We start from the raw sequence: 19,659 nt of genomic DNA on the forward strand, positions 1-19,659 counted from the left end.
ACAGCCGTTGCACCTCTCCCGCACACGGTCACGCTGTCTCGTACAACGCCAGCAGTTCGCCTTCGGCGCGCTCGAGATCGGCACGCAGTGCGGCCTGGCGCTGGCCCAGCTCGGCCGCCTTCGCGGCGTTGCTGTAGGTCGCGGGATCGGACAGGGCGGCGTCGATGTCCGCCAGGGCCTGTTCGAGCCCCGCCACGCGCGCCTCGGCCTTCTCAAGCTTGTGGGGATTGGCCTTCAGCGCGGCAGGTTTGGATACCACCGCGGGCGCGGGTGGCGCTGCAACGGCCGGCGCCTTCAGTTCGCCCACGTTGCCGCGCGCGCGCAGCCATGTCGCGTATTCGTCGAGGTCGCCATCGAACGGCTTGACCACGCCGTCGGCGACGCGCCAGAAGGTATCGCTGACCAGGCCGATCAGGTGGCGGTCGTGCGAGACCAGCACGATCGCCCCGGCGAAATCGGACAGCGCCTCGGCGAGCGCCTCGCGCATCTCGAGGTCGAGGTGGTTGGTGGGCTCGTCCAGCAGCAGCACGTTGGGCTGCAGCCAGGCCAGCAGCGCCAATGCCAGGCGGGCGCGCTCGCCGCCGGAGAAGCCGTCGATCGATTCGAATGCGCGGTCGCCGGGGAAACTCCACTTGCCGAGGAAATCGCGGAAGGCCTGGGTGGCGACGGTCGGCGAGAGTTCGCGCAGATGGTCGATCGGCGAGGTGCCGGCCACCAGCGATTCCACCGTGTGCTGGGCGAAGTAGCCGATGCGCAGGTCGGGATGCGCGTAGCGCTCGCCGGCCAGCAGCGGCAGGTCGCCGACCAGCGTCTTCACCAGCGTCGACTTGCCGGCGCCGTTGGGGCCGAGCAGGCCGATGCGGTCGCCGGCCTCCAGGCCGAAACCGACGTTGTCGAGAATGACGGCGTCGCCCGACGCCGTGGCATAGCCGCAGCGGCCATCGTTGATGCGCAGCAGCGCATGCGGCAGTTTCACCGGCGCCGGGAAGTCGATCCGCACCTCGCGCTCGGCGCGCACGGCTTCGGTGTCGGCCATCTTGGCCAGGCGCTTGACCCGCGACTGCGCCTGCTTGGCCTTGGCCGCGCTGGCCTTGAAGCGGTCGATGAACTTCTGCAGGTGCGCGCGTTCGGCCTGGGTCTTTTCGTGGGTGATCTGCTGCAGGCGCAGCTGCTCGGAGCGCTGGCGCTCGAACGAGGTGTAGTCGCCGGTATAGAGCTTCGCCTTGCCGCCGTGCAGGTGCAGGGTGTGGGTGCAGACGTTGTCGAGGAATTCGCGGTCATGCGAGATCAAGAGCAGCGTGCCCGGGTACTTCAGCAGCCACTGCTCCAGCCACAGCACCGCGTCGAGATCGAGATGGTTGGTCGGCTCGTCGAGCAGCAGCAGGTCGCTGGGGGTCATCAGCGCGCGCGCAAGGTTCAGGCGCACCCGCCAGCCGCCGGAGAACGTGGCCACCGCGCGCTGGTGGGTTTCGGCCGGAAAGCCCAGCCCGTGCAACAGCTTGCCGGCGCGCGCGCCGGCGTCGTAGGCGCCGACCTCGGCCATGCGCAGGTGCACGTTGGCGACGGCTTCCCAGTCCTCGGCAGCCAGCGCCTCGGCCTCGGTCTTGAGCACGGCGGCCACCGCGGCATCGCCGCCGAGCACGAAGTCGATCGCCGGGTCCGGCAGCGACGGCAGCTCCTGGGCGATGCTGGCCACCCGCACGCGATTGGGCAGGTCGAGGTCGCCACGATCGGCTTCGACCTCGCCACGCACCGCGGCGAACAGCGAGGATTTGCCGGTGCCGTTGCGGCCGACCACGCCCACCCGCCAGCCGGCGTGCAGGGCGAGGTCGACATCGGACAGCAGCAGGCGTTCGCCCCGCCTGAGGGCGAAATTCCGGAAAGAGATCATCCGCGCATTCTACCGGTCCGACCCCGGCGGCCGGTCGGCAGGTGCTCCGCCGGCCGGGTGACGCGCAGGCCGCATTCAGGACCCTGCTTCCGCCCGACACGGTTACCGCTGAAACATTTGCGCAGCGCAACAGGCGGTGCTACAGCCGGATGCAGCCCGCAAGGGCAACGTCATCCACCACCAGGGAGAGGTACCCGCATGACCCGTCGTCCGCTCGCAGTCGCCATCGTGTTCGCCCTCGCCAGCCCGTTCGCCCATGCCCAGCAGGCCACGCCGGCCCCGGGCGCCCCCACGCAACGCCCCACCACGCTCGACACCCTGATCGTCACCGGCACCCGCGTCACCGACCGCACGGTGGCCGAATCGACCGCGCCGATCGACATCATCACGCCCGAGGCACTGGCCGCTACCGGCACCGTCGAGCTGGCCACGGCGCTGTCGCGCGCGGTGCCCTCGCTGAACTTCCCGCGCGCGGCGATCAACGACGGCACCGACGCCATGCGCCCGGCGCAGCTGCGCGGCCTCGCCCCCGACCACACCCTGGTGCTGGTCAACGGCAAGCGCTACCACCCCGGCGCGCTGGTCAACGTCAACGGCAGCCAGGGCCGCAGCTCGTCGCCGGTCGACCTCAATTCGATCCCGATCGCGGCGATCGAGCGGGTGGAGGTGCTGCGCGATGGCGCGTCGGCGCAGTACGGCTCGGACGCCATCGCCGGGGTCATCAACATCGTGCTGAAGGGCTCCGGCGAGGGCGGCGCGGTCAGCCTGACCGGCGGCCAGTACAGCGCCGGCGACGGCCAGCAGGCGCAGCTGCTTGGCGACGTGGGCCTGAGGCTCGGCGATCGCGGCAAGGTGCACCTGGCCGCGCAGTTCGGCTACCAGGAGCAGACCGACCGCGCGCGCGCGTTCGCGGGCGCGCCGTCCGCGACCAATCCGCCGCTGGGCGAGGTGGTGCAGCGCTACGGCGACCCGGAAGTGGACAACGGTTCCGTGCTCTACAACGGCGAAGTCGACATCACCGACTACCTGCAGGTGTATTCCTACGGCCTGTACACCCGCCGCGAGACGCTCTCCAACGGCTTCTTCCGCCCCGCCGGCGACACCCGCAACATTCCGTCGATCTATCCGGATGGCTTCCTGCCGCAGATCTTCAACACCTCCTCCGACATCAGCGTGTCCACCGGCCTGCGCACCTCCACCGCCGGGGGCGCCGGGATCGACCTCAGCTACACCTACGGCAGCAACGAGCTGGAGTTCGACATCCTCAACACGCTCAACCGCAGCCTCGGGCCGTCGTCGCCGACGCGCTTCTACGCCGGTGCGCTGGAGCTCGACCAGCACGTGCTGAACCTCGACCTCAACCGCAAACTCGACTGGGGCCTGGCGTATCCGGTCACCCTGTCCTACGGCGCCGAATGGCGCGGCGAGGAATACACCATCGGCCCCGGCGAGCCGGCGTCCTACATCAACGGCGGCGTGCTGCTGCCGAACGGGCAGCCGGCGCCCTCAGGCGCGCAGGTGTTCCCGGGCTTCCGCGCATCCGACAGCGGCAGCTTCGACCGCCACAGCTATTCGTTCTACGCCGGGCTCGAGGGCGACATCACCGAGAAGTTCTCGGCCGGCATCGCCGCGCGCCACGAGTCCTACAGCGACTTCGGCGACACCACCACCGGCAAGGTCACCGCGCGCTATGCATTCAACGATGCGATCGCGCTGCGCGGCACGGTGTCCACCGGCTTCCATGCGCCATCGCTCGCGCAGCAGTACTACCAGACCACTTCGACCAACTTCATCGGCGGCATCCCGTTCGACCTGGTCACCTTCCGCGTCACCAACCCGGCCGGCATCGCGCTGGGTGCCGAACCGCTGCAGGCCGAAACCTCGGAGAACCTCAGCCTGGGCCTGGTGCTGACCCCGGCCGAGCGCCTGTACGTGACCATCGACGCCTACCGCATCAAGCTCGAGGACCGCATCACCCTGTCGGAAAACCTCAACAGCACCGCGGTGCGCAACTGGCTCAACACGAATGGCTTTCCGGATGTCGCCGGCGGCCGCTACTTCACCAATGCACTCGACACCACCACCACCGGCATCGACGTGGTCGGCACCTACGGCTGGGAGCTCGCCGCCAGCACGCTCGACCTGATGCTGGGCTACAACTACAACAAGACCGAGATCGACCGGGTGACACCGAACCCGGCGGCGCTGGAGGCGATCGACCCCACCGCGCTGCGTTTCGGGCGGGTCGAACTCGGCCGGTTCGAGGTGGGCGCGCCGCGTGACAAGGCCATGCTCAACAGCGTGTGGACGGTGGGCGGCCTGAGCCTGTCCGCGACCGCCACCCGCTATGGCGAATTCACCATCAACAACGCCTCGCCGGCACTCGACCAGACCTTCAGCGCGAAGTGGCTGCTCGACCTCGCGGCGACGTACCGCGTCGACAGCTGGGAATTCACCGTCGGCGGCGACAACGTGCTCAACGAGTATCCGGACCAGGTGCTGGCGGCCAACTCCACCTCGGGCCAGCTGATCTACCCTTCGCAGAGCCCGTTCGGCTTCAACGGCGCCTACGTCTACGGCCGTATCGCCTACCGCTGGTAATCACGCGCGGTGTAGCGCCAACGTCGCGGCACCCGGCGTCATCCGGGTGTCGCGACCGCTGTGCCAGACTCGCAATGCCTGCAGATGATCCGCTCGCGTGCGAATGCGCGCGAGGCGCGCCCGACCCGCCCGCGAACCGTATGACCGGGACGCCCACCGATGCCGCACGACATCTCGCTGATCTCGATCCTGTGCGTGGGGTTCGTACTGGCCTTCGTGCTGGGGCTGGCCGCGCAGCGGCTGCGGATGTCACCGATCGTGGGCTACCTGCTGGCCGGCATCATCGCCGGCCCGTTCACTCCCGGCTTCGTCGCCGACCAGGAACTCGCACCGCAGGTCGCCGAACTCGGGGTGATCCTGCTGATGTTCGGCGTCGGCCTGCATTTCTCGCTGCGTGAGCTGATGTCGGTGCGCGCCATCGCACTACCGGGCGCGGTGGTGCAGATCGCGGTGGCCACCGCGATGGGCTGGGGGCTGGCGCGGCTGCTCGGCTGGTCGCATGCGGCGGGCCTGGTGTTCGGGCTGGCGCTGTCGGTGGCGAGCACCGTGGTGCTGCTGCGCGCGCTGGAGGAACGGCGCCTGCTCGACACCGTGCGCGGCCATATCGCGGTGGGCTGGTTGATCGTCGAGGACCTGGCGATGGTGCTGGCGCTGGTGCTGTTGCCACCGGTGGCGGCGGCGCTGGAAGGCACCGCCAGCGGCCTCGGCGGGACCGGTGTCGGCATCAGCCTGCTGGTCACGTTGGGCAAGGTCGGCGCCTTCATCGCGGTGATGCTGCTGGTCGGCCGCCGGGTGATGCCCTGGGTGCTGGGCCGGGTGGCCGGCACCGGCTCGCGCGAGCTGTTCACCCTGTGCGTGCTGGCGGTGGCGATGGGGGTGGCGTTCGGCGCCTCCGAATTCTTCGGGGTGTCGTTCGCGCTGGGCGCGTTCTTCGCCGGCATGCTGCTCAACGAAAGCGAGTTCGGCCACAAGGCGGCCAACGATTCGCTGCCGATGCGCGATGCGTTCGCGGTGCTGTTCTTCGTGTCGGTGGGGATGCTGTTCGACCCGCGCATCGTCGTCGAGCAGCCGCTGGAGGTGCTGGCGACCTTCCTGATCATCGTGGTCGGCAAGTCGCTGGCGGCCTGGGGCATCGTGCGCGCGTTCGGCAAGCCGAACTCCACCGCGCTGACGATCTCCGCGAGCCTGGCGCAGATCGGCGAGTTCTCCTTCATCCTCGCCGGGCTCGGGCTGACGCTTGGCGTGCTGCCGCCGGGAGGACAGGACCTGATCCTCGCCGGCGCGCTGCTGTCGATCATGTGCAATCCGCTGGTGTTCGCCCTGCTCGACCGCTGGCAGGCGCGAGAGGATGCACGCGCCGCCGCGCTGGCGCCGAGCCCGGAACTACCACCCCCGCTGGTGATCGCCGATCACGCGATCCTGGTGGGGTTCGGCCGCGTCGGCAGCCATCTGGCCGGGCTGCTGCGCGAGCGCGGCGTACCGCTGGTGATCGTGGAAGAGGATGGTGAACTGGTCGCGCGTTCGCGCGATGCCGGCTTCCTCACCGTGCGCGGCAACGTTGCCGCCGAAGCGGTGCTGGCCGAAGCACGGCCCGAGCTGGCGAAGATGGCGATCTTCGCGATCCCGCATGTGCTCGAGGCCGGCGAGACCATCGCCCGCATGCGCCAGGCCAATCCGGCGCTGAGCATCCTGGCGCGCGCGCACAGCGAGGGCGAGGTCCGCCATCTGCTCGAACGCGGCGCCGATGCCGCGGTGCTGGCCGAGCGCGAGCTCGCGTATTCGCTGTCGGAAATGGTGATGGCGACACCGCCGTTCCGCGCGTTGCGCGACCAGCCGCGCGTCATCGCGCCGGCAACGGGTGACGCCAAGCCGGTGCCCGACCCGGACACCGCCTCGGCAGCCTGAGGGTCCAAGACGCACTCGCGAAGACCCGGTCCCGGGTGCGGACAGCTTTGCGACGTGCCGGTCAGGCCTGCTGGCGTGCAAACCCCGGACGCAACAACGCATCCAGCCGCGGATGGCGGAATTCGAAGCCGGTGTCCAGCAGCCGCCGCGGCAGCACGCGCTGGCCGTCGAGCAGCAGGGTCGACATCTCGCCCAGGGCCAGCCGCAGGACACCTGCCGGCACCGTGGCCCAGGCGGGGCGGTGCACGGCACCGGCGAGGACGCGGGTGAACTCGCGGTTGCTGACCGGCGCCGGCGCGGTCAGGTTCACCGGTCCCGCGAGTGCCGGACGGCCGGTCTGCTGGTCGAGGAGCTCCAGCACCGCACGCACCCAGTCCTCGCGGGAAATCCAGCTCAGCACCTGCTCGCCACTGCCGAGGCGGCCACCCGCACCGAGCCGGAACACCGGCAGCAACCGGCGCAACATGCCCCCGGCGGGATCGAGCACCACGCCAGTGCGCAGCAGCACCACCGGCACGTCCAGTGTCACCGCCTCCAGGGCGGCGCGCTCCCAGTGCGCGCACAGCGCGTGCACGAACTCCGGATGCGCAGCGCTGTCCTCCACCAGTTCGCGGTCCGCGGGCTGGCGCCCGTACCAGCCGACCGCGGAGCCACTGAGCAGCAGCCGGGGCCGCGTCCGTGCACGGCGGATCCAGTCGACCACGCTGCGCGTCGGCTCAAGACGGCTGTCGAACAGCACCTGCTTGCGTGCATCACTCCAGCGGCCATCGGCAATGCCGGCGCCGGCGAGGTTCACCACCACGTCGAAACAGTCGGATGCGTGCAATCCGTCATAGCCGCGCACGTCGACGCCTCCAGGTGCCACGACGGCGCGCGGATCGCGCGACAGCCATGTCGGCGCGGCACCCTGCCCAAGCAGCGCGCCGCTCAGCGCGCGGCCCAGGAAGCCGCTGCCTCCGGTGATGAGGATGCGCATCGAAACCTCTTGCTGCGGGGACCGACCTCGCGTCCATTCGCTTTGTGGTCCGTTCGCGCCCACTGCAACAAAGCGGCGATGAAATGCACGTCAGCGGCTGCTGACTGTTTCCACAACCACCCGCGTGGAGACCGCATGCGGCACGACGCGCGCGTGCCGCATGGATCGCATCAAGCGTGGCGGAACACCAGGCTGCCGCCCTCCGCATCGACCCTGATCGTGTCGCCGCCTGCGAACTCGCCGGCGAGGATCTTCTGCGCCAGCGGGTTCTCCAGCTGCTGCTGCACCGCGCGCTTGAGCGGGCGCGCGCCGTACACCGGATCGAAGCCGACGTTGCCGAGGAGGTCGAACGCAGCGTCGCCGATCTCCAGCCGCAGTCCGCGATCGGCCAGCCGCTGTTCGAGACCGCGCAGCTGGATCCGCGCGATCTGGCGGATCTGCGCCTTCTGCAACGGATGGAACACGATGATGTCGTCGAGGCGGTTGACGAATTCGGGGCGGAAATGCGCCTGCACCACGCCCATCACCGCCGCCTTCATCTGCGTGTAGGCGATCGCCGACTGCCCGTCGTCGCCACCCGTGCCGCCCTCCCCTGCAAGCTCCTGGATCATCTGCGAACCGAGGTTGGAGGTCATGATGATCACGGTGTTGCGGAAGTCGACGGTGCGGCCCTGGCCGTCGGTCAGCCGCCCGTCGTCGAGCACCTGCAGCAGGATGTTGAAGACGTCCGGATGCGCCTTCTCGACCTCGTCGAGCAGGATCACGCTGTACGGACGCCGGCGCACCGCTTCGGTGAGATAGCCGCCCTCCTCGTAGCCGACATAGCCGGGCGGTGCGCCGACCAGCCGCGACACCGCGTGCTTCTCCATGAACTCGCTCATGTCGATGCGCACCATCGCGTCGGCCGAGTCGAACAGGAACTCCGCCAGCGCCTTGCTGAGTTCGGTCTTGCCCACGCCGGTGGGGCCGAGGAACAGGAACGATCCCGATGGTCGGTTCGGGTCGGAAAGCCCGGCACGCGAGCGGCGCACCGCATCCGACACCACCTTGATCGCCTCGTCCTGGCCGACCACGCGTGCGTGCAGCATGTCCTCCATCTTCAGCAGCTTCTCGCGCTCGCCTTCCAGCATCCGGTTGACCGGGATGCCGGTCCAGCGCGCGACCACCTCGGCGATCTCCTCGGCGGTCACCTTGTCCTGCAGCAGGGTGAAGCCGGTGGTCTCGGCCTCCTGCGCGGCCTTGAGCTGCTTGTCCAGCTCCGGCAGACGGCCGTACTGGATCTCGCTCATCTTGGCGAAGTCCTGCCGGCGCTGCGCGGCCTCGAGTTCCAGCCGCGCGACCTCGATCTGCTCCTTGATCCGGGTCGCGCCCTGCACCGTGGCCTTCTCGGCCTTCCATACCTCTTCCAGATCGTTGTACTCGCGCTCGAGCGTGGCGATCTCGGCTTCGAGGTCGGCCAGGCGCTGTTTCGAGGCGTCGTCCTTCTCCTTCTTCAGCGCTTCGCGCTGGATCTTGAGCTGGATCAGCCGGCGCTCGCGACGGTCGAGTTCCTCCGGCTTGGAGTCGATCTCCATGCGGATGCGGCTGGCGGCCTCGTCCATCAGGTCGATGGCCTTGTCCGGCAGCTGGCGATCGGCGATGTAGCGGTTCGAGAGCGTCGCCGCGGCGACGATCGCCGGGTCGGTGATCTCGACACCGTGGTGCACCGCGTATTTTTCCTTCAGCCCGCGCAGGATCGCGATCGTGTCCTCCACCGAGGGCTCGCCCACGAACACCTTCTGGAATCTACGCTCCAGCGCCGCGTCCTTCTCCACGTATTTGCGGTATTCGTCGAGCGTGGTGGCGCCGATGCAATGCAGTTCGCCGCGTGCCAGCGCGGGCTTCAGCATGTTCCCGGCGTCCATCGAGCCTTCCGCCTTGCCGGCGCCGACCATCGTGTGCAGCTCGTCGATGAAGAGGATGATCTGGCCTTCGTTCTTGGCCAGGTCGTTGAGCACGGCCTTCAGCCGCTCCTCGAACTCGCCGCGGTACTTGGCGCCGGCGATCAGCGCGCCCATGTCGAGGCTCAGCACGCGCTTGCCACGCAGGCCTTCGGGCACTTCGTTGTTGATGATGCGCTGCGCGAGACCTTCGGCGATCGCGGTCTTGCCGACGCCGGGCTCGCCGATCAGCACCGGGTTGTTCTTGGTCCTGCGCTGCAGCACCTGAATGGTGCGGCGGATCTCCTCGTCGCGGCCGATCACCGGATCGAGCTTGCCGGACTCGGCGCGCGCGGTGAGGTCGATGGTGTACTTCTGCAACGCCTGTCGCGCGTCCTCGGCGTTCTCGTCCGATACCGCCTCGCCACCACGCATGGCATCGATCGCGGCTTCAAGGCGCGCCTTGTCCGCGCCGGCGGCCTTGAGCGCACGACCGGCGTCGCCACCGTCCTCCAGCGCGGCCAGCAGGAACAGCTCCGAGGCGATATAGGCATCGCCACGCTGCTGGGCGAGCTTGTCGGTATGGTTGAGCAGCCGCCCGAGGTCGTTGCCGACCGAGACCTGCCCGGCCTGGCCGGACACCTTCGGCAGACGTTCGAGTACTTCGCCGAGCCGCTCACGCAGCAGCGGCACGTTGACGCCGGCCTGGGAGAGCAGTGGGCGGGTACCGCCGCCCTGCTGGTCGACAAGCGCGACCAGCAGGTGCGCGGGTTCGATCAGGTTGTGGTCGCGGCCGACGGCCAGCGACTGGGCATCGGCAATGGCCTGCTGGAAGCGCGACGTGAGCTTGTCCATCCGCATGGGCGTGTCCTCGGGAATCGTGGCCGGCGGCTGGCCGGCGATATCCGTCAGATGCGGGCGGGTGGGGTTGATTCAAGCAGGCGACAACGGACGTCCAGGCGGATGCACTCCGGAGTCGGCGGCCGGGCCGGCGCGGTGTCGCAGGGCGGGACACGCCGTGAATCCGTCCATGGAGGCTTGTCGGCGCCATCCATGGCGCCGACAGTCCCGCCCCGCGACACCGCACCGTCCCTCGGGAGTTCGCGGGAGCTGCCCGAAGAGCGGAGATGCAGGAGCTCGATGAGCGTTGTCTGCGGAATCGTGGGCGACGGCCCGGTACGACATCACGGCGCGGAGACGCCGTTAATCCATGCATGACGCCAAGGCCTTGATCGCGTGCGTGGCTGATGGAGGCGCCTGCTAGCTGCGACAGAAGCACCTCTCATGTCTCAACTCGCTGCCCATCTGGAGGGGTCACCGGCTCCCCACGCACTTCCTCGCAGCCGCTGCGCTGCCGGCAGAGACGGTGCGGTGTCGAGCGGCGGGACTGTCGGCGCCATGGATGGCGCCGTCAAGCCTCCATGGACGGATTCACGGCGTGTCCCGACGGGCGATACCGCGCCGGCTCACTACGGAGCACCATTCGCCAGCTCCACCACGCCCGCCACCACTTGGAGCAAGAACCGTCCCTCTCCAATAAGCGGCCACAAATCCACGTGGAGTGTGGGCGGCAGTTCGTCGCCGATCAGCCCAGCGGCGTCGGCTGGATGATCTCCACCCAATATCCGTCCGGATCCTTGATGAAGGCGATCTCCCGCATGCGGCCGTCGGTGAGGCGCTTCTGGAACGCAACGCCGAGCTCCTCGAAGCGCGCGCAGGCCGCGACCACGTCCGGCACGCTCACGCAGATGTGACCGAAGCCGCGTGGATCGCTGTTGCCGTCGTGGTAGACCGCCCCGTCTTCGCTCTCGGTGCCGTGGTTGTGGGTGAGTTCGAGCACGCCGGGCTGCGCGGCCAGCCACTGCTTGCGCGCGACATCGTCGTCGGGGATCGCGCTCGCGTCGTCGGTCATAACGAGGAAATACAGGCTGAACTTCGCCTCGGCGAAGTCGATCCTGCGCACCAGGGTGAAGCCGAGCACGCCGGTGTAGAACTCCAGCGACGCCCGTGGATCCTTGATCCGCAGCATCGTGTGGTTGAACACGAAGCCGCGGGTGGCGGCATCGCGCTCGCTGGCGACACCGGACACCTGTGCCAGATCGGCACGCGTGGTTACGGTCATGGTGGGCTCCTGTCGTGAGGGGCCGGCCATTATCGGCGACGGCGCCTGCACCATTGCCTGCCGGGCCGTGCAAACAGACCCTCACGCCGCATCCGGCAGAATGTCGCGATGGCTGCCGAGTCCCCCACCCGACCGCCGCCGCCGTCGATCGACAGGGCCTGGGCACTGTTCCTCGACGTGGACGGCACGCTGCTTTCCTTTGCCACCGAACCGTCGGCGGTGGTTGTCGATCCCGCGTTGCGCGACAGCCTGGAGCACGCGCATCGGCACCTCGATGGCGCACTGGCATTGATCAGTGGACGCCCACTGGCGACGCTCGACAGGCTGTTTGCACCGCTGCAACTGCCCGCCGCCGGGTTGCACGGGCTGGAGCGACGCAATGGTGACCGGCAGTCCGCGCCGGCCGCTGCCCCGGATGCATTGCATCGCATCCGCACCGAGGCCGAAGCGCTGTCTGCACGGTTGCCGGGCACCGTGGTCGAGGACAAGGCCGTGGCGCTCGGCCTGCACTGGCGCGCGGCGCCACAGCACGGGCCGCAGCTGCGCGCCTTCGCGGAAGCGGCACTTCCGCGCCTGCCCGGCTACCGCCTGCAACCCGGCGATCATGTAGTCGAACTGCGCCCGACCGGCGCCGACAAGGGCGATGCCATCGCAGCCCTGCTCGAGCAGCCGCCATTCCGGGGACGCACGCCGGTGTTCGTCGGCGACGACCTCACCGACGAACACGGCTTCGCCGTCGTCAACGCGCGTCATGGGTTCAGCGTGCTGGTCGGCACGCGCGAGCCCAGCGCCGCCCATTACACATTGCCCGACGTCGCCGCCGTGCACGCCTGGCTGGAGGATGCCCTTCCCGCATGAACACCCCGTCCACCGCACCCTTTGCACCCGACACGGCTGCCACGCTCGACCTCGGCGTGATCGGCAACGGCAGCTTCGGCGCCCTGCTCGATTCGCGTGCGCGCGTGGTCTGGAGCTGCCTGCCGGCCTTCGATGGCGATCCCGCGTTCTGCGCACTGCTGTCGCCGCGCGAACATGACGGCGGCGATTTCGCCATCGAACTCGAGGATTTCGAACGCAGCGAGCAGGCCTACCTCGCCAACACCGCGATCCTGCGCACGGTGCTGTACGACCGCAACGGCGGTGCGGTGGAGATCGTCGATTTCGCGCCACGATGGCGCGAGCACGGGCGTCTTTACCGCCCGGTGACGATCATGCGCCGGATCACCCCGCTGTCCGGCAGCCCGCGCATCCGCGTGCGCCTGCGCCCGCTGACGCACTGGGGCGAACATCGCGCGGCGACGACCTGGGGCAGCAACCACATCCGCTACCTGCTGCCGGATTTCACCCTGCGCCTGACCACCGACATGCCGGTGCGTTTCGTCCGCGAGGGCACGCCGTTCGTCCTTGCCCACCGCGTGAACATGCTGCTCGGCGTCGACGAGACCCTGGCGCGGGCGCTGCCGGGCTTCATGGACGAGGCACTGGAACGCACCACCGGCTACTGGCGGGAATGGGTGCGCTACCTGTCGATTCCACTGGAATGGCAGGACGCGGTGATCCGCAGCGCGATCACGCTCAAGCTGTGCCAGTACGAGGACAGCGGCGCGATCATCGCCGCGATGACCACCTCCATCCCGGAAGCCGCGGGTTCCGCGCGCAACTGGGACTACCGCTACTGCTGGCTGCGCGACGCCGCCTTCGTGGTGCGCGCACTCAACCGCCTGGGTGCGACGCGCAGCATGGAGGAATTCCTGCGCTACATCTTCAACCTCGCCACCCATGACGACGGCCTGCAGCCGCTGTACGGCATCGATTTCGCCACCCGCCTGGACGAGCATGAAGTGGAGGCGCTGCAGGGTTACCGCGGCATGGGCCCGGTGCGGCGTGGCAACCTCGCCTGGGTGCAGCGGCAGCACGATGTCTATGGCAGCGTGGTGCTGGCCTCGACCCAGCTGTTCTTCGACCGCCGGCTCGCCGACCCCGGCAGCATCGCCGACTTCCAGCGCCTCGAGCCGCTGGGTGACCATGCGTTCGAACTCTACGAGGTGCCGGACGCCGGGCTCTGGGAATTCCGCGGTCGTACCGAGGTGCACACCTATACCGCGGTGATGTGCTGGGCCGCGTGCGACCGGCTGGCGAAGATCGCCGCGCACCTGGGGCTGGACGACCGCGCCACGCACTGGCGCGAACGCGCCGATGGCATGCGCGTGCGGATCCTCGAATGCGCCTGGCGCGCGGACGCCAATCACTTCAGCGCCTCGTTCCAGAGCGATTACCTGGATGCCTCGCTGCTGCTGCTGGCCGACGTCGGCTTCATCGCGCCGACCGACCCGCGCTTCGTGGCGACGGTGGACGCGATCGGACGTGACCTCAAGCGCGGCGACGGCGTGTTCCGCTACATCGCCCCGGATGACTTCGGCTCGCCCGAGACCAGCTTCACCATCTGCATCTTCTGGTACATCGACGCGCTGGCCGCGATCGGCCGTGTCGACGAGGCGCGCGAGATGTTCGAGCGCATCCTCGCCCGACGCAATCCGCTCGGCCTGCTCTCCGAAGACCTCGCGCTCGAGGACGGCGAGCTCTGGGGCAACTTCCCGCAGACCTATTCCCACGTCGGCCTGATCATGGCGGCGATGCGGCTTTCACGTTCGTGGGAGGAGGCGACATGAGCCGGCTGGTCGTCGTCTCCAACCGCGTGGCGGTGCCGGGCGAGAACCGTGCCGGCGGGCTCGCCGTGGCCCTGCACGCGGCACTGCAGGAGAACGGCGGGCTGTGGTTCGGCTGGAGCGGACGCGCGGTGCGCGGTGAAAGTGGCGCGGTCCACGAGCAGACGGAAGGCGACATCCGCTACGTCACCCTCGACATCAACCGCCGCGACTTCGACGCCTATTACAACGGCTTCGCCAACCGCACCCTGTGGCCGCTGCTGCACTTCCGCCTCGACCTGGTCGACTACGACCGCGACACCCGCGAGGGCTACGCGCGGGTCAACGCGCTGTTCGCCGACAAGCTGGCGCCGCAACTGCGCGACAGCGACACGCTGTGGATCCACGATTACCACCTGATCCCGCTGGCGGCGTTGCTGCGCGAGCGCGGCGTCGGCTGCCGGATGGGCTTCTTCCTGCATGTGCCGATGCCGTCGTCGGACCTGCTGGCGGCGATGCCCAACCACACCCGGCTGTTCTCGTCGCTGTACGCCTACGACCTGATCGGCATGCAGACCCAGCGCGATGTCGAACGTTTCCAGGACTACGTGCGCCTGTTCGGCGGCGGCCGCGTGCTCAACGATGGCTGGATGGAAGCGCCCGGCGGACGCAGGTTCCGCGCTGGCGCATATCCGATCAGCATCGATACCGAAACCATCGCCACGCAGGCGCGTGCAGCGGTCACCAAGACCGCCGTCAAGGACCTGCGCGCAAGCCTCGATGGTCGCGCGCTCGCCATCGGCGTGGACCGGCTGGACTATTCCAAGGGCCTGCCGGAACGCTTCCGCGGCTTCGAGCGCTATCTCGAAACCCGTCGCGAGCAGCGCGGCAAGCTCACCTACCTGCAGATCGCGCCGGTGTCGCGCGGCGAGGTCAGCGAGTACCAGCAGCTGCGCCAGGAGCTTGAGCAGATCGCCGGCCACGTCAATGGCGCCTACGCGGAGCCGGAGTGGACGCCGCTGCGCTACGTCAACCGCAACTTCGCCCACGCCACGTTGACCGGCTTCTACCGCAGCGCGCGGATCGGCCTGGTCACGCCGCTGCGCGACGGCATGAACCTGGTGGCCAAGGAATACATCGCCTCGCAGGATCCGGACGATCCCGGTGTCCTGGTGCTGTCGCTGCTGGCCGGCGCGGCCTATGAGCTCAAGGACGCGCTGCTGGTGAACCCGCACGATCTCGACGGCGTTGCCGACGCGATCGCGGTCGCGGCGACGATGCCGCGCGACCAGCGCATCGAACGCTGGCGATCGATGATGGACCACCTACGCAGGTACGACATCCACGCCTGGCGCCGCAGCTACCTCGAAGACCTGCGCGCGCTGTAGGGCGGGCGTCGCGACCTGCAGGAGCGCCCCAATGGGCGCGATCGGCGGGCCGTGGAGCCTTCGCGGCCAGCGGAGCATTCGCGGCCATGGGCCGCTCCTACGGGCGGTCTGATCTCCACACCAGCGTGGCCATGCGCCCGGTGCGCTGGTCACGACGGTGCGAATAGAAGCGCGCGGCATCGCTGATGGTGCACAGCCTGCCGCCGTGGATATCACCGGCGGCGATGCCCGTAGCGAGCAGCCGCTGCCGCGCCAGTGCGTACAGGTCGACCCGCCAGTGCCCCGGCCGCGTGGCGACGAAGGCGGTGGCTACCTGCGTGCCGCCGGCGACGAAGGCATCGTGCACTTCCCCGCCGACCTCGTAGGCATCCGGGCCGGCTGCGGGACCGAGCCACGCCAGCAACTGCGCCGGCGGCGTGGCCATTGCGGCCACCGTCGCTTCCAGCACGCCGCCGGCCAGCCCGCGCCAGCCGGCATGCGCGGCGCCGATCTCGCCGCCGTCCTTTGCGGCGAAGACGACCGGCAGGCAGTCGGCAGTGAGGATCGCCAGCACCACTCCGGGCACCGACGTCACCGAGGCGTCCGCTTCGGGAGGGTCGCCGGCAACGATGTCGTCAGCAGCGCTGCCGTCATCTGTGCGCCACTTTTCCCCAGGAACGGGAGAACGGTCGACGCGCGATCCGTCAAACCGCAGCACCCGAGAGCCATGCACCTGGCGCAACCATCGCGGTGCGGCCGGAGCACCCGCCAGCGCTACCAGCGCGTCACGGTTGCGCTGGACCACAGCGGGGTCGTCGCCGCTGCTGAGACCCAGGTTGAAACTGTCGAACGGTGCCTGCGACGCGCCCGCGCCATGGCGCAGCGTGGTGAGCGCGGTGACGCCGGGTGACACCGGCCAGTCGGCGGCGAGCCATGCGTCCGCACCGCCCATGTCAGCAGTCCTGTCCGTGCAAGTCGCTTTCCATCAAGCCAGCGCGACTACTCCTTGCGTCGCGCGGCGCCATGTCAGCGGCGGCCGTCGTCGGCGAAGGCGCGGGTGTCCTCGCGCAGCACCCGCAGCAGCGTGCGCATGTCCTCGGGGATCGGCGCGGTGGCCCGCACCGGTTCGCCGGTGCTCGGATGCACGAATTCCAGCGTTTCCGCATGCAGCGCCTGCCGGCGCAGCCCGCGCAGGGCGGCCGCGAGTTCCGGCGTCGCGGCCTTTGGCAGCTTCAGCGCGCCGCCGTACAGCGGGTCGCCGATGATCGGGTTGCGCAGGTGCTGCATGTGCACGCGGATCTGGTGGGTGCGACCCGTTTCCAGGCGGCATTCCAGCGCGGTGTGGGCGCGGAAACGCTCGCGCAGCCGGTAGTGGGTGACCGCCTCGCGGCCGCCCTCGCGTACTGCCATGCGCAGGCGGTCGCGCGGATGGCGGTCGATCGGCGCATCGGCGGTGCCGCCACTGACCAGCGCGCCCACCACGATCGCGAGGTACTGGCGGTGCACCGCGCGCGCCGACAGCTGCTCGACCAGCGCCGCGTGCGCCTGGACGGTGCGCGCGATCACCATGACGCCCGAGGTGTCCTTGTCCAGACGATGCACGATCCCCGCGCGCGGCAGCGTGGACAGCGACGGATCCCGGAACAGCAGGCCGTTGACGAGGGTGCCGGTGCGGTTGCCCGCACCCGGGTGCACCACCATGCCGGCCGGCTTGTCGATCACCAGCACGTCGGCATCCTCGTACAGCACCTCGAGCGGAATGTCCTCGGGCTCGTCGTGGGTCTGGTCCTCCAGCACCACGTCGAGCACGATCGTCTCGCCACCGGCCACCGGATCACGCGGGCGCACCTGGCGCCCGTCGAGCAGCGCATCACCGGACTTGATCCATTCGCTCAGGCGCGACCGCGAGAACTCCGGCAGCAGCTCGGCAAGCACCTGGTCGAAGCGGCGCCCGGCAAGCGCCGGGGGCACCACCACGGTGCGCGGTTCGAGCTCGTCGTCGGCGCGATCGGCGTCGCTGGCGTGGGGGTCGGTCATCATCGGGTCCGGTTCAGGGGGGACCGGACGGGCATCCGGCCGGGACTGCTATTATCGGCGCTTCGCGCTTTGAACGCCCAGCAGCCCATGACCCGAACCCCGTCCGTCTTCCGTGTCGCAGTAATCCTGTCGCTGCTGGCCATCTTCCTGGCGAGTGGATGCTCGCGTTTGCGTGGCGACCGCGAGGACGTCAACGAGGGGGTGCCGGTCGAGGAGCTGTACGACAAGGGCCACCAGTCGATGCGCTACGGCAACTGGAGCGCGGCGGCGACCACGTTCCGCCGCCTCGTCGCCCAGTATCCGTACGGGCCGCTCACCGAGCAGGCGCTGGTCGAAACCGCGTACGCGCAGTACAAGATGGGCAACAACGAGGAGGCGATTTCCAGCATCGACCGCTTCCTGCGCACCTATCCCACGCATCGCAACACCGCCTACATGTACTACCTGCGCGGGCTGGTGAACTCAAACCGCGACACCGTGTTCCTGCAGCGGGTGTGGAGCCTGGACGCCAGCCGGCGCGACCTCGCCACGCCGAACCAGGCGTACTCGGACTTCGGCATCGTCGCCGAGCGCTTCCCGAACAGCCGCTACGCCGAAGACGCGCGCCAGCGCATGGTCGCGCTGCGCAACATGTTCGCGCGGCACGAGGTGGACTCCGCCCTGTACTACCTGCGGCGCGGTGCCTGGGTGGCGGCCGTGAACCGCGCCACCTACGCGCTCGAGACCTATCCGCAGAGCGAATACCAGAACGACGCGGTCGCAGTGCTGGCCGAGGCCTACACCCAGCTCGGCAACGAGGCCCTGGCCGCCGACGCCCGCCGCGTGCTCGAGCTCAACGAGCCGTCGCATGCGTGGCTGCAGGGTCGCAACTGGCCGGACTACCCATGGGCGATCCGCAAGCTCAACCCGTTTGCCGGCGAGCGCTCGCCGCTGCAGAACGACTGAGGCCAGCGCAGGCCCGGAAAGAAGAAGCCGGCCCAGTGGCCGGCTTCTTCTTTTCTGCACCTAGTGTCCGCCGACCGCGTGGGATCCGGTTTCCAGCGGTGCACGTCGGTCCTGCACTAACCCGCCACGCCACGCGGCGCGATCACTCGCGGCGCGCGGGCCACACATAGCCGGACAGCTGCGCCAGTTCTTCGGGCGTCTTCAATCCGGGGTGGTGCAGTCCATGGATCACCCAGGTCGGGTACGCACCCACGCCGGCCCGCGCGCAGGCGCCGGCCACCGGGCCGCCACGCCCTTCCGGCGTGCATTCGACATACGGCAGCCGGCTGGCCGAGGCGCCGAACATCCGCGTCTGCTTCCGGCAGTTCGCACACCACGAGGCGCCGTAGTAGGTCGCACCGATCGCATCCAGATGGTCGACCAGGCCGGCCACCCGCGGGTCCTCGGGACGCCGGTCGAGTACGCCGCTGCCGCTGACCACAATCAGCGCCATGGCCGCAGCCGCGACCAGGCCGTTACCCAGCCACCAGCTGGTCCAGCCGGCGCGGCCCGGTGCACCCGCGGGACGACGGGCATGCACCCACGCGAACAGCGCAACCCACAGCAGCAACGACAGCAGGCACCAGACGCAGCTGGCACCGACATCGATCCAGCCCACCACCGTCAACAGCACGCTGATCGCAAGCCCCAGCAGCGACAGCCGCGACAACCAGCGCCAGCGCGCCAGCGCCGAACGCCCGGTCGCCGCAGCCAGCGCCACCAGCGCGTAGAGCCCGAAGCCCCACAGCGCGAGCGGCAGGCCCAACAGGGTCGACCAGGCACTGGACTGGATCGCGTCGCAACCACTGCCCGCCGTGCACAGCGCAGGCGCGGCGCCGCGCCAGGCCAGCGCGGTGAGATATCCGGTCAGCAAGAGGCCGGCTGCTGCAATCGCAAGTGCAACCAGATCCGGCCGCAAGCGCGGCCTCGCCACGCGTGCACCGCCAATACGTTCCGGACCTGCCACCGGCCGGCGTTTCTTCTTTGCCATGAGCGTCCCCTTGCAATCGCTCCGCATTCTAGTCGCGGCCTGCCAACGCTGCCGCTGATACGCGTAACTGCGGCATACATCACGCGATTGGCGAGGCAATTGCACGCACCAGCCACGTCATACAACGCCAGCTGACTGCGAAACCCCTGAAAACCCGCGTTTTTATCGGGGGTCCATGCGCGGTTGCCTACGGTAGGCGCATGGCACGTAGCGCGCGGGCG

At 69.2% G+C, this 19,659-nt stretch carries 13 protein-coding genes; 6 read left to right on the forward strand and 7 right to left on the reverse strand.

Annotated elements, in window-relative coordinates; genetic code table 11:
* Positions 1 to 28: 28 nt before the first annotated feature.
* Positions 29 to 1,891, reverse strand: a complete 1,863-nt coding sequence (locus E5843_RS11775; RefSeq protein WP_141066018.1) for an ABC-F family ATP-binding cassette domain-containing protein — start codon at positions 1,889 to 1,891, stop codon at positions 29 to 31.
* A 198-nt stretch (positions 1,892 to 2,089) separates the two neighbouring features.
* On the opposite strand from E5843_RS11775, the gene E5843_RS11780 reads away from it, so the two are divergent.
* Both E5843_RS11780 and ybaL read left to right on the forward strand, forming a co-directional pair.
* The gene (locus E5843_RS11780; RefSeq protein WP_136412732.1) at positions 2,090 to 4,492 is read left to right on the forward strand and encodes a TonB-dependent receptor plug domain-containing protein; all 2,403 of its coding nucleotides are present in this window, start codon (positions 2,090 to 2,092) and stop codon (positions 4,490 to 4,492) included.
* 159 nt (positions 4,493 to 4,651) lie between these two features.
* A complete protein-coding gene (gene ybaL, locus E5843_RS11785; protein WP_136412733.1) occupies positions 4,652 to 6,397 on the forward strand; it encodes a YbaL family putative K(+) efflux transporter in 1,746 nt (581 codons plus the stop codon).
* Between the two features lie 61 nt (positions 6,398 to 6,458).
* Here the strand turns inward: ybaL and E5843_RS11790 are convergent, their stop codons facing one another.
* From E5843_RS11790 to gloA, 3 genes are all read right to left on the reverse strand, one after another.
* Entirely contained in the window at positions 6,459 to 7,373 is a 915-nt protein-coding gene (locus tag E5843_RS11790) for a TIGR01777 family oxidoreductase (RefSeq protein WP_141066019.1), read from the reverse strand.
* Between the two features lie 170 nt (positions 7,374 to 7,543).
* Entirely contained in the window at positions 7,544 to 10,153 is a 2,610-nt protein-coding gene (gene clpB, locus E5843_RS11795; RefSeq protein ID WP_136412734.1) for an ATP-dependent chaperone ClpB, read from the reverse strand.
* Positions 10,154 to 10,877: 724 nt separating this feature from the next.
* Positions 10,878 to 11,414 (reverse strand): lactoylglutathione lyase, encoded by a 537-nt coding sequence (gloA, locus tag E5843_RS11800; protein WP_136412735.1) that lies wholly within the window; start codon positions 11,412 to 11,414, stop codon positions 10,878 to 10,880.
* Positions 11,415 to 11,522: 108 nt separating this feature from the next.
* Here gloA and otsB point away from each other — a divergent pair, with 108 nt between their 5' ends.
* From otsB to otsA, 3 genes are read left to right on the forward strand one after another with little or no spacing between them, the layout of a single operon-like run.
* On the forward strand, positions 11,523 to 12,272 hold the full coding sequence (gene otsB / locus E5843_RS11805) for a trehalose-phosphatase (RefSeq protein ID WP_134674122.1): 750 nt from the start codon (positions 11,523 to 11,525) through the stop codon (positions 12,270 to 12,272).
* Positions 12,269 to 14,083 (forward strand): glycoside hydrolase family 15 protein, encoded by a 1,815-nt coding sequence (locus E5843_RS11810; protein WP_134674123.1) that lies wholly within the window; start codon positions 12,269 to 12,271, stop codon positions 14,081 to 14,083. The genes otsB and E5843_RS11810 overlap by 4 nt, the downstream gene beginning before the upstream one ends.
* Positions 14,080 to 15,447, forward strand: a complete 1,368-nt coding sequence (gene otsA, locus E5843_RS11815) for an alpha,alpha-trehalose-phosphate synthase (UDP-forming) (RefSeq protein WP_136412736.1) — start codon at positions 14,080 to 14,082, stop codon at positions 15,445 to 15,447. Before E5843_RS11810 ends, otsA begins: the two co-directional genes overlap by 4 nt.
* A 97-nt stretch (positions 15,448 to 15,544) precedes the next feature.
* Here otsA and pgeF read toward each other — a convergent pair whose 3' ends face one another.
* Positions 15,545 to 16,378 (reverse strand): peptidoglycan editing factor PgeF, encoded by an 834-nt coding sequence (gene pgeF, locus E5843_RS11820; RefSeq protein WP_141066020.1) that lies wholly within the window; start codon positions 16,376 to 16,378, stop codon positions 15,545 to 15,547.
* 74 nt (positions 16,379 to 16,452) lie between these two features.
* Positions 16,453 to 17,463 carry a 23S rRNA pseudouridine(1911/1915/1917) synthase RluD gene (gene rluD / locus E5843_RS11825; RefSeq protein ID WP_134674126.1) on the reverse strand — a complete coding sequence of 337 codons (1,011 nt, stop codon included), beginning with the start codon at positions 17,461 to 17,463 and terminating at the stop codon, positions 16,453 to 16,455.
* An 87-nt stretch (positions 17,464 to 17,550) separates the two neighbouring features.
* Between rluD and E5843_RS11830 the strand changes: the two genes are divergently transcribed.
* A complete protein-coding gene (locus tag E5843_RS11830; protein ID WP_134674127.1) occupies positions 17,551 to 18,408 on the forward strand; it encodes an outer membrane protein assembly factor BamD in 858 nt (285 codons plus the stop codon).
* 142 nt (positions 18,409 to 18,550) lie between these two features.
* On the opposite strand, the gene E5843_RS11835 is transcribed toward E5843_RS11830, so the two are convergent.
* Positions 18,551 to 19,465 (reverse strand): vitamin K epoxide reductase family protein, encoded by a 915-nt coding sequence (locus E5843_RS11835; RefSeq protein WP_341777624.1) that lies wholly within the window; start codon positions 19,463 to 19,465, stop codon positions 18,551 to 18,553.
* Between the last annotated feature and the right edge of the window lie 194 nt (positions 19,466 to 19,659).

The organism is Luteimonas yindakuii, from assembly GCF_004803715.2.
GTDB lineage: Bacteria > Pseudomonadota > Gammaproteobacteria > Xanthomonadales > Xanthomonadaceae > Luteimonas > Luteimonas yindakuii.

Coding starts and splice junctions, on each gene's coding strand:
- E5843_RS11780 (WP_136412732.1), top strand. CDS start 2,090: ATGACCCGTCGTCCGCTCGCAGTCGCCATCGTGTTCGCCCTCGCCAGC.
- E5843_RS11835 (WP_341777624.1), bottom strand. CDS start 19,465: ATGCGGAGCGATTGCAAGGGGACGCTCATGGCAAAGAAGAAACGCCGG.
- E5843_RS11790 (WP_141066019.1), bottom strand. CDS start 7,373: ATGCGCATCCTCATCACCGGAGGCAGCGGCTTCCTGGGCCGCGCGCTG.
- pgeF (WP_141066020.1), bottom strand. CDS start 16,378: ATGGGCGGTGCGGACGCATGGCTCGCCGCCGACTGGCCGGTGTCACCC.
- E5843_RS11830 (WP_134674127.1), top strand. CDS start 17,551: ATGACCCGAACCCCGTCCGTCTTCCGTGTCGCAGTAATCCTGTCGCTG.
- clpB (WP_136412734.1), bottom strand. CDS start 10,153: ATGCGGATGGACAAGCTCACGTCGCGCTTCCAGCAGGCCATTGCCGAT.
- otsA (WP_136412736.1), top strand. CDS start 14,080: ATGAGCCGGCTGGTCGTCGTCTCCAACCGCGTGGCGGTGCCGGGCGAG.
- gloA (WP_136412735.1), bottom strand. CDS start 11,414: ATGACCGTAACCACGCGTGCCGATCTGGCACAGGTGTCCGGTGTCGCC.
- E5843_RS11775 (WP_141066018.1), bottom strand. CDS start 1,891: ATGATCTCTTTCCGGAATTTCGCCCTCAGGCGGGGCGAACGCCTGCTG.
- rluD (WP_134674126.1), bottom strand. CDS start 17,463: ATGACCGACCCCCACGCCAGCGACGCCGATCGCGCCGACGACGAGCTC.
- ybaL (WP_136412733.1), top strand. CDS start 4,652: ATGCCGCACGACATCTCGCTGATCTCGATCCTGTGCGTGGGGTTCGTA.
- otsB (WP_134674122.1), top strand. CDS start 11,523: ATGGCTGCCGAGTCCCCCACCCGACCGCCGCCGCCGTCGATCGACAGG.
- E5843_RS11810 (WP_134674123.1), top strand. CDS start 12,269: ATGAACACCCCGTCCACCGCACCCTTTGCACCCGACACGGCTGCCACG.